At 50.5% G+C, this 14514-nt stretch carries 13 protein-coding genes; 7 read left to right on the top strand and 6 right to left on the bottom strand.

What is annotated here, in order from left to right; translation table 11 throughout:
* Window positions 1-247 precede the first annotated feature (247 nt).
* The 4 genes from K6K13_RS10110 to araC all read left to right on the top strand — a co-directional run bounded on the left by K6K13_RS10110 (window position 248) and on the right by araC (window position 4940).
* Window positions 248-1231 (top strand): arabinose ABC transporter substrate-binding protein, encoded by a 984-nt coding sequence (locus K6K13_RS10110; RefSeq protein WP_222160668.1) that lies wholly within the window; start codon window positions 248-250, stop codon window positions 1229-1231.
* A gap of 121 nt (window positions 1232-1352) precedes the next feature.
* Window positions 1353-2876, top strand: a complete 1524-nt coding sequence (araG, locus tag K6K13_RS10105; RefSeq protein ID WP_222161040.1) for an L-arabinose ABC transporter ATP-binding protein AraG — start codon at window positions 1353-1355, stop codon at window positions 2874-2876.
* A gap of 20 nt (window positions 2877-2896) precedes the next feature.
* Window positions 2897-3883: an L-arabinose ABC transporter permease AraH gene (gene araH, locus K6K13_RS10100; protein ID WP_434064600.1), complete on the top strand. Its 987-nt coding sequence runs from the start codon at window positions 2897-2899 to the stop codon at window positions 3881-3883.
* 121 nt (window positions 3884-4004) lie between these two features.
* Window positions 4005-4940: an arabinose operon transcriptional regulator AraC gene (gene araC / locus K6K13_RS10095; protein ID WP_222161038.1), complete on the top strand. Its 936-nt coding sequence runs from the start codon at window positions 4005-4007 to the stop codon at window positions 4938-4940.
* A gap of 71 nt (window positions 4941-5011) precedes the next feature.
* Here the strand turns inward: araC and K6K13_RS10090 are convergent, their stop codons facing one another.
* Window positions 5012-5911, bottom strand: coding sequence for a YopJ family acetyltransferase (locus K6K13_RS10090; RefSeq protein ID WP_222160667.1), 900 nt, complete (start codon window positions 5909-5911; stop codon window positions 5012-5014).
* Window positions 5912-6117: 206 nt separating this feature from the next.
* On the opposite strand from K6K13_RS10090, the gene K6K13_RS10085 reads away from it, so the two are divergent.
* Window positions 6118-7164: an oxidoreductase gene (locus K6K13_RS10085; RefSeq protein ID WP_222160666.1), complete on the top strand. Its 1047-nt coding sequence runs from the start codon at window positions 6118-6120 to the stop codon at window positions 7162-7164.
* A 25-nt stretch (window positions 7165-7189) separates the two neighbouring features.
* Here K6K13_RS10085 and K6K13_RS10080 read toward each other — a convergent pair whose 3' ends face one another.
* Window positions 7190-7327 carry a hypothetical protein gene (locus K6K13_RS10080; RefSeq protein ID WP_222160665.1) on the bottom strand — a complete coding sequence of 46 codons (138 nt, stop codon included), beginning with the start codon at window positions 7325-7327 and terminating at the stop codon, window positions 7190-7192.
* Window positions 7328-7335: 8 nt separating this feature from the next.
* Between K6K13_RS10080 and K6K13_RS10075 the strand changes: the two genes are divergently transcribed.
* Together K6K13_RS10075 and K6K13_RS10070 are read left to right on the top strand one after the other, a co-directional pair.
* Window positions 7336-8328, top strand: coding sequence for a bile acid:sodium symporter family protein (locus tag K6K13_RS10075; RefSeq protein ID WP_222161037.1), 993 nt, complete (start codon window positions 7336-7338; stop codon window positions 8326-8328).
* Window positions 8329-8488: 160 nt separating this feature from the next.
* Window positions 8489-9535, top strand: coding sequence for an acyltransferase (locus K6K13_RS10070; protein ID WP_222160664.1), 1047 nt, complete (start codon window positions 8489-8491; stop codon window positions 9533-9535).
* Window positions 9536-9565: 30 nt separating this feature from the next.
* Here K6K13_RS10070 and add read toward each other — a convergent pair whose 3' ends face one another.
* From add to manA, 4 genes are all read right to left on the bottom strand, one after another.
* Window positions 9566-10579, bottom strand: a complete 1014-nt coding sequence (gene add / locus K6K13_RS10065) for an adenosine deaminase (RefSeq protein ID WP_222160663.1) — start codon at window positions 10577-10579, stop codon at window positions 9566-9568.
* A gap of 98 nt (window positions 10580-10677) precedes the next feature.
* The gene (locus K6K13_RS10060) at window positions 10678-11664 is read right to left on the bottom strand and encodes an arsenic resistance protein (RefSeq protein ID WP_222160662.1); all 987 of its coding nucleotides are present in this window, start codon (window positions 11662-11664) and stop codon (window positions 10678-10680) included.
* Between the two features lie 55 nt (window positions 11665-11719).
* Window positions 11720-13282 carry a YdgA family protein gene (locus K6K13_RS10055; protein ID WP_222160661.1) on the bottom strand — a complete coding sequence of 521 codons (1563 nt, stop codon included), beginning with the start codon at window positions 13280-13282 and terminating at the stop codon, window positions 11720-11722.
* Window positions 13283-13328: 46 nt separating this feature from the next.
* Window positions 13329-14501, bottom strand: a complete 1173-nt coding sequence (manA, locus tag K6K13_RS10050) for a mannose-6-phosphate isomerase (protein WP_222160660.1) — start codon at window positions 14499-14501, stop codon at window positions 13329-13331.
* Window positions 14502-14514 lie beyond the last annotated feature (13 nt).

Below are 14514 nucleotides of genomic sequence, written 5' to 3'. Positions count from 1 at the left end.
AAAGGTTAACGGCTGGTTAAATTCGCTAAATCTATGCACAAACCTGTCATTGTTTCGGGATGTGATAACGCTCTAGATTCTTGCGCAAAATACCCGCTACAAATACAGCGTCTGAATGTTGCACTGTGGAGGATAAATACTAAGTCCGTGTTTTTTCTCTAACCAGATTGAATGTGTCTTACCGAGAGTGATAACGCAGGCTGTGGAGAGCAACCTGCAAAAAAGAGAACCCCTACCGGAGAACATCATGCATAAATTCACTAAGGTGCTGGCTGCCATTGGACTGGCGACAGTTATGTCACAATCAGCTATGGCTGAAAATCTTAAGCTGGGGTTTCTGGTGAAACAGCCGGAAGAGCCCTGGTTCCAAACTGAATGGAAATTTGCCGATCAGGCCGGGAAAGATCTTGGCTTTGACGTGATTAAAATTGCGGTGCCCGACGGCGAGAAAACGCTGAACGCGATCGATAGCCTGGCGGCCAGCGGTGCGAAGGGGTTTGTTATCTGTACGCCAGACCCTAAATTGGGGCCAGCCATTATCGCCAAGGCGCGCAGCTATGATCTGAAAGTCATCGCGGTGGACGATCAGTTCGTCAACGCTAAAGGTGAACCGATGGATACGGTGCCCTTAGTGATGATGGCAGCGACCAAAATCGGTGAGCGCCAGGGGGAAGAACTCTGGAAAGAGATGAACAAGCGTGGCTGGAAAGTGGATGAAACCGGGGTGATGGCGATCACCGCCAACGAACTGGATACTGCACGCCGTCGTACTTCCGGCTCGATGGAAGCGCTGAAAGTCGCGGGCTTCCCGGAAAAACAGATTTATCAGGTTCCCACCAAATCCAACGATATCCCCGGTGCCTTTGACGCCGCCAACTCGCTGTTGGTACAGCATCCTAAAGTGAAAAACTGGCTGATTATCGGCATGAACGATAACACGGTACTGGGTGGTGTGCGTGCGACAGAAGGTCAGGGCTTCAAAGCGCCCAACGTGATTGGTATCGGTATCAACGGTGTGGATGCGGTGAATGAATTGTCCAAAGGGCAAGCCACCGGCTTCTTCGGCTCGCTGCTGCCAAGCCCGGACGTTCATGGCTACAAGAGTATCCAGATGCTGAATGAGTGGGTGACTAAAGGCGTTGAACCGCAGAAATTCACGGAAGTGACCGATGTGGTGCTGATCACACGTGAAAACTTCAAAGAAGAGTTGAAGAAAAAAGGCTTGATGTAACCACGGTGATACCGCCTCGGTATGGGGCGGTATCGTTAATCGTGTCAACCAATCTTGACTGTGACGACCCCTTGCTTGCAAGGGGGTCCTCGTGTGGAGCACTACGATGGAGCACAACGACATGGCAGCATCGTCGCCTTATTTGTCGTTTCACGGCATAGGGAAGATTTTTCCCGGTGTGAAAGCCCTCGATGATATTACTTTTTCATGCCACGCCGGGCAAATACACGCGCTGATGGGAGAAAATGGCGCCGGTAAATCGACGCTGCTGAAGATCCTCAGCGGTAACTATCTGCCTTCCTCTGGTGAAGTGCATATCAAAGGGCAGCCAGTCCATTTCGCCAATACCATGGACGCGCTCAACGCCGGGGTGGCGATCATCTATCAGGAGTTGCATCTGGTGCCAGAAATGACGGTGGCGGAGAATATCTACCTGGGTCAGTTACCGCACAAGAAGGGCATCGTCAATAAAACCCTGTTACGTTACGAATCCAAGCTGCAACTGGAACACCTTGGGCTGGATATTGATCCGGATACGCCGCTCAAATACCTCTCTATCGGGCAATGGCAGATGGTGGAAATTGCCAAAGCATTGGCCCGTAATGCCAAGATCATCGCCTTTGATGAACCTACCAGTTCGCTGTCCGCACGGGAGATCGAGCAATTGTTTCGCGTGATTCGCGAACTGCGCAGTGAAGGGCGGGTGATCCTGTACGTGTCGCACCGTATGGAAGAAATTTTTGCGCTGAGCGATGCCATCACCGTGTTTAAAGATGGCAAATATGTTCGCACCTTTGACGATACGGCGGCGGTGAATCATGAAATGCTGGTCCAGGCGATGGTCGGACGCGATTTGGGCGATATCTACGGTTATGCCCCGCGCGCATTGGGGCCAGAGCGTTTTACGTTGCGTGAGGTAAAAGCACCGGGCGTGAAGAGCCCAATTTCGCTCAGCGTCAGGCAGGGGGAAATCGTTGGTTTGTTTGGGCTGGTGGGGGCCGGACGCAGCGAATTAATGAAAGCGCTGTTCGGCGGTACGCGCATCACCGGCGGTGATGTGTTGCTGGACGGCGAATCGCAGACGATCAAAACCCCGATGGATGCTATTCGTCAGGGCATCATGCTGTGCCCGGAGGATCGTAAAGCGGACGGCATCATTCCGGTGCATTCGGTACGCGATAACATCAACATCAGCGCGCGCCGCAAAAGCCTCAAAGCAGGGTTTGTGATTAATAACCAGTGGGAAGAAGAGAATGCGGAGCGTCGAATTCAGGCGTTAAACATTAAAACCCCCTCCGCTGAACAGTTGATCATGAACCTTTCCGGTGGCAATCAGCAAAAAGCAATATTAGGCCGTTGGCTCTCCGAAGAGATGAAAGTGATCCTGCTGGATGAACCGACGCGTGGCATTGATGTAGGGGCTAAGCATGAAATTTACAACGTCATTTATGCGTTGGCCAAGCAGGGGATCGCGGTGCTGTTTGCCTCAAGCGATTTGCCCGAAGTGCTGGGACTGGCCGACCGTATCATCGTGATGCGCGAGGGTGCCATTTCAGGCGAACTTTCACACGACGAGGCCAGCGAGCAGAAAGCGCTGAGCCTGGCGATGTTACGAACTCCCGAAATCAACGCTGTGGTCGCGTAAACGCGAAGGAGCACACAATTATGTCAACGGTTACGTCTGCTTCACCTGAAAAAAACAAGCGCGCCGGGGGAATGTCGCGCATCTGGGATAACTACGGCATGCTGGTGGTGTTTGCCGTGCTGTTTTTGGCCTGCGCACTGTTTGTCCCCAATTTTGCCTCCTTCATCAATATGAAAGGTCTGGGGCTGGCTATTTCCATGTCCGGTATGGTGGCCTGTGGGATGTTGTTCTGCCTGGCATCGGGTGACTTTGACCTGTCAGTCGCCTCGGTCATTGCCTGTGCCGGGGTGGCTACCGCGGTGGTGATTAATCTCACTGAAAGCCTATGGATCGGTGTCGGTGCCGGTTTGTTGCTGGGTGTTGCTTTCGGATTACTTAACGGCTTTGTTATTGCTCAGCTCAAAATTAACGCCCTGATCACCACCCTCGCCACCATGCAGATTGCGCGCGGTTTGGCATATATCATTTCTGATGGTAAAGCGGTAGGAATTGTCGATGAGCGCTTCTTTGCGCTGGGGTATGCCAACTGGCTGGGGCTGCCTGCGCCGATTTGGATTACGGTAGTATGCATGATTTTATTTGGCCTGCTGCTGAATAAAACCACCTTCGGTCGCAATACCCTGGCGATTGGCGGCAATGAGGAAGCCGCGCGTCTGGCCGGTGTCCCGGTGGTACGCACCAAAATCATTATTTTCGCCTTGTCTGGATTAGTGTCGGCAGCCGCGGGGATCATCCTGGCGTCGCGCATGACCAGCGGACAACCCATGACCTCTATCGGCTATGAGCTGATCGTTATCTCTGCCTGTGTGCTGGGCGGCGTCTCCCTGAAAGGGGGGATTGGCAAGATTTCTTACGTGGTGGCGGGGGTTTTGATTCTCGGTACGGTTGAAAATGCGATGAACCTGCTCAATATCTCGCCGTTCGCGCAGTATGTGGTGCGTGGTTTGATTTTGCTTGCTGCGGTCATTTTCGACCGCTACAAACAAATGGCGAAGAAAACCGTATAGCCGTATCAGCAGTAAGGGGGTTATGGGCTATTTGTCTGAGAGGATGTCGGGTAGCAGTGACAATGTCACTTATTGCGCTGCTGCCTGGTTCTGTTTGCACCCGATGATTTCCGGAGGGCCGATGTACCAGCGCATGACGCATGAGTCGCAATCAAACCCATTGCTGCCAGGTTATTCTTTTAACGCGTATCTGGTGGCAGGTTTAACGCCCATCCTGGCTGACGGGCCGCTTGATTTCTTTATCGACCGTCCGGATGGGATGAAAGGCTATATTATTAACCTGACCATCAAAGGCCAAGGCAGAGTATCTGACGGGGAAACCGATTTTTTCTGTAATCCGGGGGATTTACTGCTTTTCCCACCGAAATCGAAACATTTCTACGGTCGCTCGCCGCACAGTGATTGCTGGTATCACCGCTGGGTCTATTTTCGTCCTCGCGCCTACTGGGCCGATTGGCTGGAATGGCACAGTAAACAGTGTGACATTGGCCGCCTGACGTTACCCAACAACCATCTGCTGTTGGAGTTTGATCGCCTGTTTGCCAATATAGAGCAGACCCATCGCTCGGGGCGGCGCTTTTCCGAAGAGTTAGGCATGAATCTGCTGGAACGGTTGTTGATCCGTGCCATGGAAGAGGATCCGCAAAGCCCGCAGCGGATTATGGATCCGCGGGTGATTGAAGCGTGCCAGTTCATCACCAGTAATCTCTCCGGTGAGCTGCGTATTGATGAGGTGGCGCGCCATGTCTGCTTATCGCCTTCACGTCTGGCCCATTTGTTCCGTGAGCAGGTGGGCGTCAACATTTTGCGCTGGCGTGAAGATCAGCGGGTGATTCGTGCCAAGCTGTTACTGCAAACCACGCAGGAATCTATTGCCAATATCGGGCGCGTGGTTGGCTATGACGATCAGCTCTATTTTTCTCGCGTGTTTCGTAAACGCGTTGGCGTCAGCCCAAGCGATTTTCGGCGTCGCAGCAGTGAAATAAATTATCCCGCAGCTGCAAAAACGGAATCGGTAAATTGGCATGGCCAGAGTGCGCAAGCAGTCAGCGTGTAAAATATCACTGTTAGTGCTAAGCGAGAGGCAAGGTTGCTTACCTTGCCTCTCGGAAGGAGAGTGGAAATATTTTATTTTATAAGGTCAGAGTGATCGTTAAAAAAATCGTCTCGTAGTGCTTTGTATTCTGTGAGTCGCTTTAAATGGATCGATTTTGAAATTAATTTCCCATCAATATGGGTATAGCTGGCTTTGATATGATTCATGATTTGTTTATGTTTGCCACTGATTTGATGATGAATACTTTCTGGTTTTGCTTCTAAGTATTCACTTAACCGTTTTAACCCCTGAGTATGTTTATAACAAATCACAGGCAGAAATTTGTCTGTGATGCTTTTGCACTCCGCTAACGTTACTTTCTCAAATTTTTTCGCGGCGATTTCATGGTGTAACTTGAGGACACATTCGTCGTTTTTATGCGTTTTTTTGGCCAAAGCCAGGCTAAAAATGCCACATTCATAATCACTTCTTTGTATATCCACCTGTAATGCAAAAGGTTTTTTTACACCTGGCATGTCTTGCTCAAGGGCCGAGTTAATTCTCAAAGCCAGCAGGGCTGGTGCTGTAAAATTTAACGATGTCGGCTCAAATAAAATCATTGATAGCTTATTATCAATAAATCTTGCATCAAGCATGCCCGTATGCATTTTATCATCACCGGTACAGATAATATATTTATTGGGATGATAGTCATTAGGCGAAAGTGACATCAGGTGGGCGGGTAAATCATAGGGGGAATCGATATATACCAAATTCAAAGCTGGATTTCTTTTGTTAGCCAATGCCACTAAATGTGGCATCACTTTACGATCTGTTATGGCAAGTTGCAGATCCATCCATGTGTTATTATTGAGGCTTGTTTCTATTTTGTCGATATATTCACCAAGCATGTGTATCGATAGATAGTTAGCATCATTATTCGCAGAGAATAAATACGCTGAATTGATGTTGTTCTCGCTAACCTTAAACATGAAATGTCCTTATTTTATAATGAGTATAGAGGGGTAATTCTAGGGTAAATAAGCGTAACCCAAATTTTTATACATGGCTTAGGCAGTATTCTTTTCTTATATTTTCACTCTTGTCGGTCATTAAAGCGCATACAGGGCTGCCTTTGTTGATGCTATACTCATGCTAATGCCTTGATGACAAGGACAATACTACCGAGGGGACATTCATGAGTGATACCATTCGCGTCGGGCTGGTAGGGTATGGCTATGCCAGCAAGACGTTTCATGCGCCGTTGATCACTGCGGTGCCGGGTATGGAACTGGTTGCCGTGTCGAGCAGTGATGCGCAGAAAGTGCATGCGGATTGGGCTGACGTCATCGTGGTTGACGCGCCGCAGGCGCTGTTCAGCCGTGCCGATATTGATCTTGTTGTTATTCCAACCCCGAATGCAACCCATTTCCCTTTGGCCAAACAGGCGCTGTTAGCGGGGAAACACGTGGTGGTTGATAAACCTTTCACCGTGACATTGTCACAAGCAAAAGAGCTGGCGCAGGTGGCGGCCCACAGCGGAAAGCTGTTGTCTGTGTTCCACAATCGTCGCTGGGACAGCGATTTTCTCACGCTAAAACAGTTAGTTGATACCGGTGTATTGGGCGAAGTCGTTTATCTTGAGTCCCATTTTGATCGTTTCCGCCCTGAAGTGCGTCAGCGCTGGCGTGAAGATGGCAGTGTAGGAAGCGGAATCTGGTATGACTTAGGTCCGCATCTGTTGGATCAAGCGCTGCAACTGTTTGGGTTACCAGTGGCTATCAATGTGGATTTGGCACAACTGCGCCCTGGCGGCAAAGCGACGGATTATTTCCATGCCACCTTGATTTATCCACAGCGCCGTGTGGTGTTGCATGCCAGTATGCTGGTGGCCGCCGAGTCTGCGCGTTATACAGTGCACGGAACCAAAGGCAGCTTCATTAAATATGGCCTTGATCCGCAAGAAGATCGTTTGAAAACCGGCGTGCGTCTGCCGCAGACAGATTGGGGGCAGGATTCGCGTCATGGTGTGCTAACGCTGCATCAGGATGGGGTGATGGCTGAGCAGACGGTAACGACGTTGCCTGGTAACTATCCTGCCTATTACGCTGCAGTGCGTGATGCGCTGCAAGGCAAGGGTGAAAACCCGCTGCCCGCTGAGCAGGCGATACAGGTGATGGAGTTGATTGAGATTGGTCTGCTCTCTCATCAGGAACGCCGTGCGGTGATGGTCAAAAACCAATGATCCCGAAATCGGATAGCATCATGCCTTACCATTTCATCTCCTTATGATGCAAGGTTAGTTTTGATCTTGTTGGTGTTTTGTTGATAAAGGCGATCGTAAGATTGCCTTTATTTTTTTCAAAAACAGCTTTTTTTAAAACAGCAGGTTCCTGTAATGGCTTCATTCTCTCCCTTGTCATGGTTACAACGCCTTCGTATTGATAAATTTTTACTGGTATTGATTGTGGTGGTGCTTACGGCATCGGTTTTTCCGTGCGAAGGTAACGTGAAAACGTTTTTTGAATACCTGACCACGGCAGCTATCGCGCTGCTGTTTTTTATGCACGGCGCAAAACTCTCACGTGAAGCCATTACCGCAGGCATGGGGCACTGGCGTTTGCATTTGGTGGTGTTCGCCAGCACCTTTTTGCTCTTTCCGCTATTGGGTATGGGGATGAATGCATTGGTGCCTACCGTGTTGACGCCGACACTCTATCTTGGGTTTCTCTACCTGTGTGCACTGCCTGCTACGGTGCAATCAGCGATTGCCTATACCTCAATGGCGGGAGGCAACGTGGCGGCTGCTATTTGCAGCGCGTCAGCGTCCAGCATTCTTGGCGTGTTTTTATCTCCCATTCTTGTCGGTTTGTTGATGCACACCCAGGGCGGGGAAACGGATACGCTGCACGCGATTGGCTCGATTATCCTGCAACTGATGGTGCCGTTTGTGTTAGGGCATCTTTCTCGTCCACTGATTGCGGGCTGGGTTGAACGCCATCGCAAATTGATTAATATTACTGACCGGTCATCGATTCTTTTGGTGGTCTATGTGGCCTTCAGTGAAGCCGTAGTGCAGGGGATTTGGACACAAATTAACGGCTGGTCGCTGCTGGCAGTGGTCGTCTGTTCGATTGTGCTGCTGGCGATTGTGCTGTTGGTTAATACCTTGGCGGCGCGTAAATTGGGCTTCAATACTGCAGATGAGATCACCATCGTGTTTTGCGGTTCCAAAAAGAGTCTGGCGAACGGTATTCCTATGGCTAATGTGCTGTTTCCCGCGGCTGCCGTTGGCGCAATGGTGTTGCCGTTAATGATATTTCATCAGATTCAATTAATGGTGTGCGCCGCCTTGGCACAGCGTTATGCTAATAAAAAGGCCAAGACGCAACCGGTGAAACCGGCCTAATAGTTCAAACTGTTTAGTCTTATTCTCTGGCCGGATAACCGTCCGGCCTTAACTCGCTTCTTTGGCCAGAATCGTTTTCTGCATTATATCATTGTAAAAATAACCAATACTTCTCAAACGTGAGTTATTTCGAATGTTATCTTGGTCATAAGGGCGAGGTATGCGAATCTATAGTCTCGATTTGATGAAAATTGTTGCGATTTTTTTGGTTATTGTTTCACATGTCTCGCTCTATTTTATGAATCGGGATCCTCAGGATTTTGGCGTATTGTTTATTCGTCAGACCGGACAATTTGGGGTGGCGATGTTTTATATGGCGAGTGGCTATTTTTTATTGAATAATCGCCATGAGGATCAATTTCGTTATGTGATGACTAAATCCAAAGCCATCACGATCGCACTGGTTTTCTGGCTCTTTTTTTATTATTTGTATGACACTGTTGTGTTGACGCGCGTGCTCGGTGCACCGCATTACGATTTCTGGGCGTACCTCAACACCGATCGCACTGCGAGTGAGGCCATCCACCTGTGGTTTTTATTCTCGATTATTGGTCTCTATTTTATCGTGCCCTTGCTGCGTCCGGTGTTTGTTAATGCCAACCGGCAGATGCTAATGTACGTTATCGCTGCGCTCTTTCTATTAGCTAATTTGACGCTGGTAGAGAAAATCATGAATAGCCTGTTCGGTATTCCCCCGTTTATTCATCCGGCATTGTTAATGTCCCGCCAGGTATTTGGTCTGGTCAGTTTTCTTATTGGTGGTTATTTTGGCCTGGTGTATCAACCTACCTCGTTATCGGCACGCCACTATTTACCGGGAATTGCGCTGGCATTACTTAGTTTCTGTGTGTTGACCCTGCTAACCCAGCATTGGGGGATCGTTTTTTTCTACGGTAAATTCTATAACCTGCCACTGCAAGTCTCAGCCGTTTGCCTGTTTTATTTAATGTTACATACCCGTTTTGCCTGGCTTGAAGGGATGATCGGTCGGGTTGGTGGTAAAACGTTGGGGATTTATCTGGTGCACAATATCTTCGTCATAGAAATTAACAACACCGCGCTTTATGACCGGTTATACCTGATGTTCAGCTTTTTGTCCGTCTATGGTTTTATTGTGCTCTATGGCGCGTTGACCTTTGCGCTGTCATACCTGATTTGCTGTCTGTTAAGCCGGTTACGCTGGATTAATCGTGTAATAACCCTGTAGGGGCGAACTGTCGCCCCGGTGTGCCTGAGCTTATACGCGAGCGCGCTTGCGGTGAACTTTTTCACGAATACGTTGTTTGTCCTGATCGGAAAGAAACGCGACTGCCAATCCATTGCTCTGCGCCTGACGAATTTCATCGGTGGTCAGGCCAGCCTGCGGGGCGGCAGTGTGATATTCGTGTGCTATTTCTATCCCTTGTACCGCCGGATCGTCAGTATTGATGGTCGCGGGGATACCGTGACGCAGAAAGTGGGGCAGAGGATGTTCCGCTAACGACATGACAGTACTGGTTTGAATATTTGACGTCAGGCAGGATTCAATGGCGATCTGTTGCTGCGCCATGTGTGTCATTAGCATTTTATCCACAATGGCGGCTACGCCGTGACCGATGCGCTCTGCCCCTAATTGACGAATCGCCTGCCAGATACTTTCAGCATCCGCCGCTTCACCGGCATGAACGGTAATATGCCAACCGTTATCACGCGCCTGACGAAAGTGCGAAGTAAACAGACTGCCCGGGAAGCCCAGTTCATCGCCAGCCAAATCGAGTGCTACGATATTGTCTCGGCAAGCTTGCAGGGCGTTCAACTCTTGCTGGCACGCCTCTGACCCAAAGGTGCGGCTCATGATACCAATCAGTTGGATATCGGTATCGTAATCGCGGCAGCCCGCTTGTATGCCATCAATAACCGCTTCGACCACGCCTTGCAGCGGAAGTGCATGGCGCTGTGCCATGTAGTAGGGGGAGAACCGCAACTCGGTGTAATCCAGACCGGCGCGCACCGCATCTTCCACGTTTTCATAAGCAACGCGTCGGCAGGCATCGAGAGAACCGAGCACGGCTACACCCCAATCCAGTTTTTGCAGAAAGCCAAGTAAATTAGCCGCTTTGTCGATGACCTGTACGTGCGGGATCAGTGTTTCAAGCGTCTGCGCGGGGAGGGTGACGTTAAACTGGTGTGCTAAATCGAGGATCGTTTGTGCGCTAATGTTGCCATCAAGGTGGCGGTGGATATCTGTCAACGGGATTGAGGGATCGATCATAATGGCTTCTTTCGCTCCGCGCACCAAGGTGCGTTGAGCCGTTAAATTATTAAGGTACTGTTTAGTATAAACAATAAGACATGGAATACCATTGCCGATTACGGTAATGGGCGCTTTCTGCCTGTGGCACGCACCAGACGAGGAATTACGCGCACATAACAGGATTCCGCGATCAGTTCGATCATGGTTTGTGCCACCAGGATCGCTGGCAGTACTGGCATGGCTCCAGGGATCGATAAGGCCAGTGGCAGGATCACTAACGAATTGCGTGTAGCGCAGCTAAATGCCACGGCACGACGGCTTGCGGTGTTCAAGCCAAACAGGCGTGCCGTCAATGTCCCAATACAAGGCGCGGCTACGGCAAACAGCAGGTAAAACGGCAGTGCCTGATGCACCGGCCCGATCGCCAGTTCCAACTGCGGCACGACAGACGCCACCACTAAAAAGATCACCACGGCCGTTGCGGGCACCGGCAGCCAACTTGCGCCCGTGACGATCCGTTGGGCAATAAAAAAGCGCGATTGGACTTTTTGTAATATGCCTGCGCCGATAAGCGGCACCAGGATCAGCCAGATAAAGGCTTGCGCAAACGGGGTTGGCGAGATTAACGCTGCGGCCGAGTCATCCAGAAACAGCGCCAGATAAAGCGGTAACAACAGCAGTTGTATCGCCAGCAGCAATGGGGTGCAGGCGAGTAAACGGGCAGCATCACCGCGCCCGAGGTGGCAGAAGGTCACGACATAATCGATACAGGGTGCCAACAGCACCAGCAGAATGCCAAATTGCACCAGAGGAACGTCCGGCAACCACGGGCGGATAAGCAACAGTAATAGCGGGACACCGATGAAGTTGGCGGCCATCAGCGCGCCAATAAAACGCAGATTACGCAACCCATCAAGCAAGGTTGCCAGTGGCACCTGCATAAAGGTCACGAACAGCATGATGGCTAACGCCGGGTTGATCAGACTTAGCCAGCCATCCGTTTCAGAAAAAACCTGTGCTGCCAGCCAGGCCAGTGCCATTGCAGCAAAATAAAGTACGCTCTGGCGCGACTCGAGTGTGTGTTTATCCAACGGTATGACCATTTACTCAGTGAACGCTAGGGGGACCGCCTGCCAGAATGCGCAGGCGGTATAGGCATTACTGCGCTTGCGGGGGCACGACTGCCGGTGTGTCTTGTGTTTCCGGCTCGGCATCATCGCCTTCGTCACCTTCATCGGTAGGGATATCGATAAAGGGGGCAATAAACTCTGCCAGTGAGATTTTGCGTCCGTTGAACTCCACCTGGTTGTCCGCATAGTGCAGCGAACTGGTGATAGCATCATCTTTGGTGACGGTAATTTGGTTCATTTCGCCTACGCCAGCCAGCATTTTCACTTGCTCTTGCGCACTGGTAATCAGTTGCTGATGCTCTTGCTCTGATTGTGCTTGTCCTCCGGCCTGAACAATGCCTTCAGCCAGCATGGACATTGGTGCGTTCAACGTCACATCCAGTTGTTTAACCGCGCGACGGATAACGCCTTCTTCATCACTTTGTGCCGGCGGCGTTAACGCTGTGGATTGCGCCGGATTTGTCAAATTAAGTGAGGCGTTGAGAGTGCTTTCACCTTTGGCATTTTTCCAACTCAAGGGGGCGATGGTAAAGTTAGGGTTGCCTTTCAGCAAGCCAGGCAGGGCCTTGCGTAACGATTGCCCAAGCTCATACTGGAAACGCAGTGGGTCCATGGCGGACGGCGACTCCAGGAATGACGCACTCAAGGCCTTATAGGTTTTGGCGAACTGTTGTGTCGCTTCGCCATCGAGTTGGTTAAAGTTGAAGGCAAACTTCATGCTACCCAAGTCGCGTTCTTTGAGCAGCAGTGCGTCTAATGACACTGTTATCGCGCCAGCGATGTTTTTGTCGTCTTCGCTCATGGTGCTTTTGATCACGAAGTTGTTCAGCGTGACAGGGTCACTTGTTGGTGGTGTCACCTTCATTGATTTCAGAGTGACGCTACCATCGCCAAGATCCAGATTAAACTTGCCGCGGTGATTGTTCGCTTCCAACCCAAGGCCTTCGAGAACGATAGTCTCTTTGCCGCCTTCGTAGTTGGTGGTTTCTGATAAAAAGTGAGAAACCGAGCCTGAAATTCGGCTGCTACGTAGATCGTGAGCAAGGTCTAACGCAATATCAGTGCCGCTGAAGGCAAATTTGGTGCCTTCACTGTCAATATCGAGTGGGCGCAGAGAGATAACAGATGACGTATCACCATTGAATGCCACACGTGTTTCTGCGCTCCGGAACGGCTGATTCTGAAGCACATCAAACAGTTCTTTGGTCGCTTCGGTATTAGCCAATTCACTGTGGATATGCGCCATGCTGGGACGTAAATTCAATTTTTTCAGCAGGGCGAGCGGGAGTGGACCGTGTGAAACGGTTTCGTTGAGCACTATTTCATTTTTGGGAGCTAACGGACGCGTTTCTGATGCAGAACCGTCAGGCTGTAACACCAGAGAAAACGTACTGCTAAACACGCCCCCTTGGTAATCACGATACACCAGCTTGAACCCTGAATTCGGATAGGCTTCCTGCAACTGCTTGTTAAATTCAGCGGTGACCGTATCGATGTTTTGTGCCAATTGCTTGCCCGTATACCATGACGCACCTGTCCACACGGCGCCCAGCGCGACGATAACTCCGACGGCAATCAGAGACTTCTTCATAGTGTGATTCCTTTTCTAAGTAAGCATCCCTAAAGGGAGAAAGTTTCTAACCATTATACACGCGTGCCAGTCGTCCACTTCCCTCTACGCTGACGGGAGACTCTGACGCACGCAAAAAACAGGATTCGCCGGGACAAAGCGTAAGCTGCTGACCATTTTTCATCAACGTGGCTTTTCCATCGATACAAAAGACAACGGCAGCACTCTGTTGGTTCAGCGTTTGTGGCTGACCCTTCAGATGATGCAGGGAAAAGGCAAAATCGGCGACCGGTACGGGAAAATAGCAGGTTGCACCGTCTTCAATCGGCTGAGTTAACAACTGATTCGCCGGTTTAGGGATGAATTTTACGTTCGCCAGCAGCTCTGGAATATCGATGTATTTAGGGGTGAGTCCAGCCCGCAGTACGTTATCCGAATTTGCCATTACCTCGAGCGCCACGCCGTGCAGATAAGCATGCGGGGTTTCCGCATAAAGAAACATCGCTTGTCCCGGTTGCAGAGTGATGACGTTGAGCAACAACGGGGAAAACAGCCCGCTGTCATTAGGGTATTCCTGAATGATGTTGCGCAGCGTCGCCCAGGGTTCACCCTGTTGTGAGGTGAGCGCGGCTTTTAACACCGCCAGAGCGCGATCTTTGATCTCTGCGCGCATACTTAATAAATTGGCAAACAGCATCGACAGGTTTTTGTCATCGGGCTGCTGCAAATAGGCGGCAATGGACGGATGTGCGCTGGCAACGGGCTGCAATAGCGCCACAATATCGTCGTGCTCTCGAAAACCGTTCATCGCTTGAAAGGGCGTTAAGGCAAACACCAGCTCTGGCTTGTGGTTGGCATCCTTGTAGTTGCGATGTGGCGCATCGAGCGGGATCGCGAGCCTGTTCTCTTTGGCAAAACCTTGCTCTGCGGCGGATTTGCTGGGGTGAACCTGAATGGAGAGCGGCTGTGCCGCGCAGAGCACTTTAAACAGAAAAGGCAGTTCACCAAACTGTGTCGCGATAGACGCTCCCAATGTCTCCACGGGCGCATCGCTGATGACGTCACGTAAACGCTGTTCCTCACCCTGTTCATTCAGCACCCACGAACTGCTTTTGGGATGCGCCCCCATCCAAAGCTCTGCCATTGGTCGATTGTCTTTATTCTCAATGCCGTAGAGTTCTGTTAATGCTGTTGTACTTCCCCAGGCATAGTACTGGATGCTATTGCGCATTTTTTGCATATTCACACTCGAT

The sequence above is a fragment of the Symbiopectobacterium purcellii genome (genome assembly GCF_019797845.1).
Taxonomy (GTDB): domain Bacteria; phylum Pseudomonadota; class Gammaproteobacteria; order Enterobacterales; family Enterobacteriaceae; genus Symbiopectobacterium; species Symbiopectobacterium purcellii.
The sequence above is the reverse complement of the archived record's forward strand: the minus strand, read 5'-3'. Positions and strand labels throughout refer to the sequence as shown.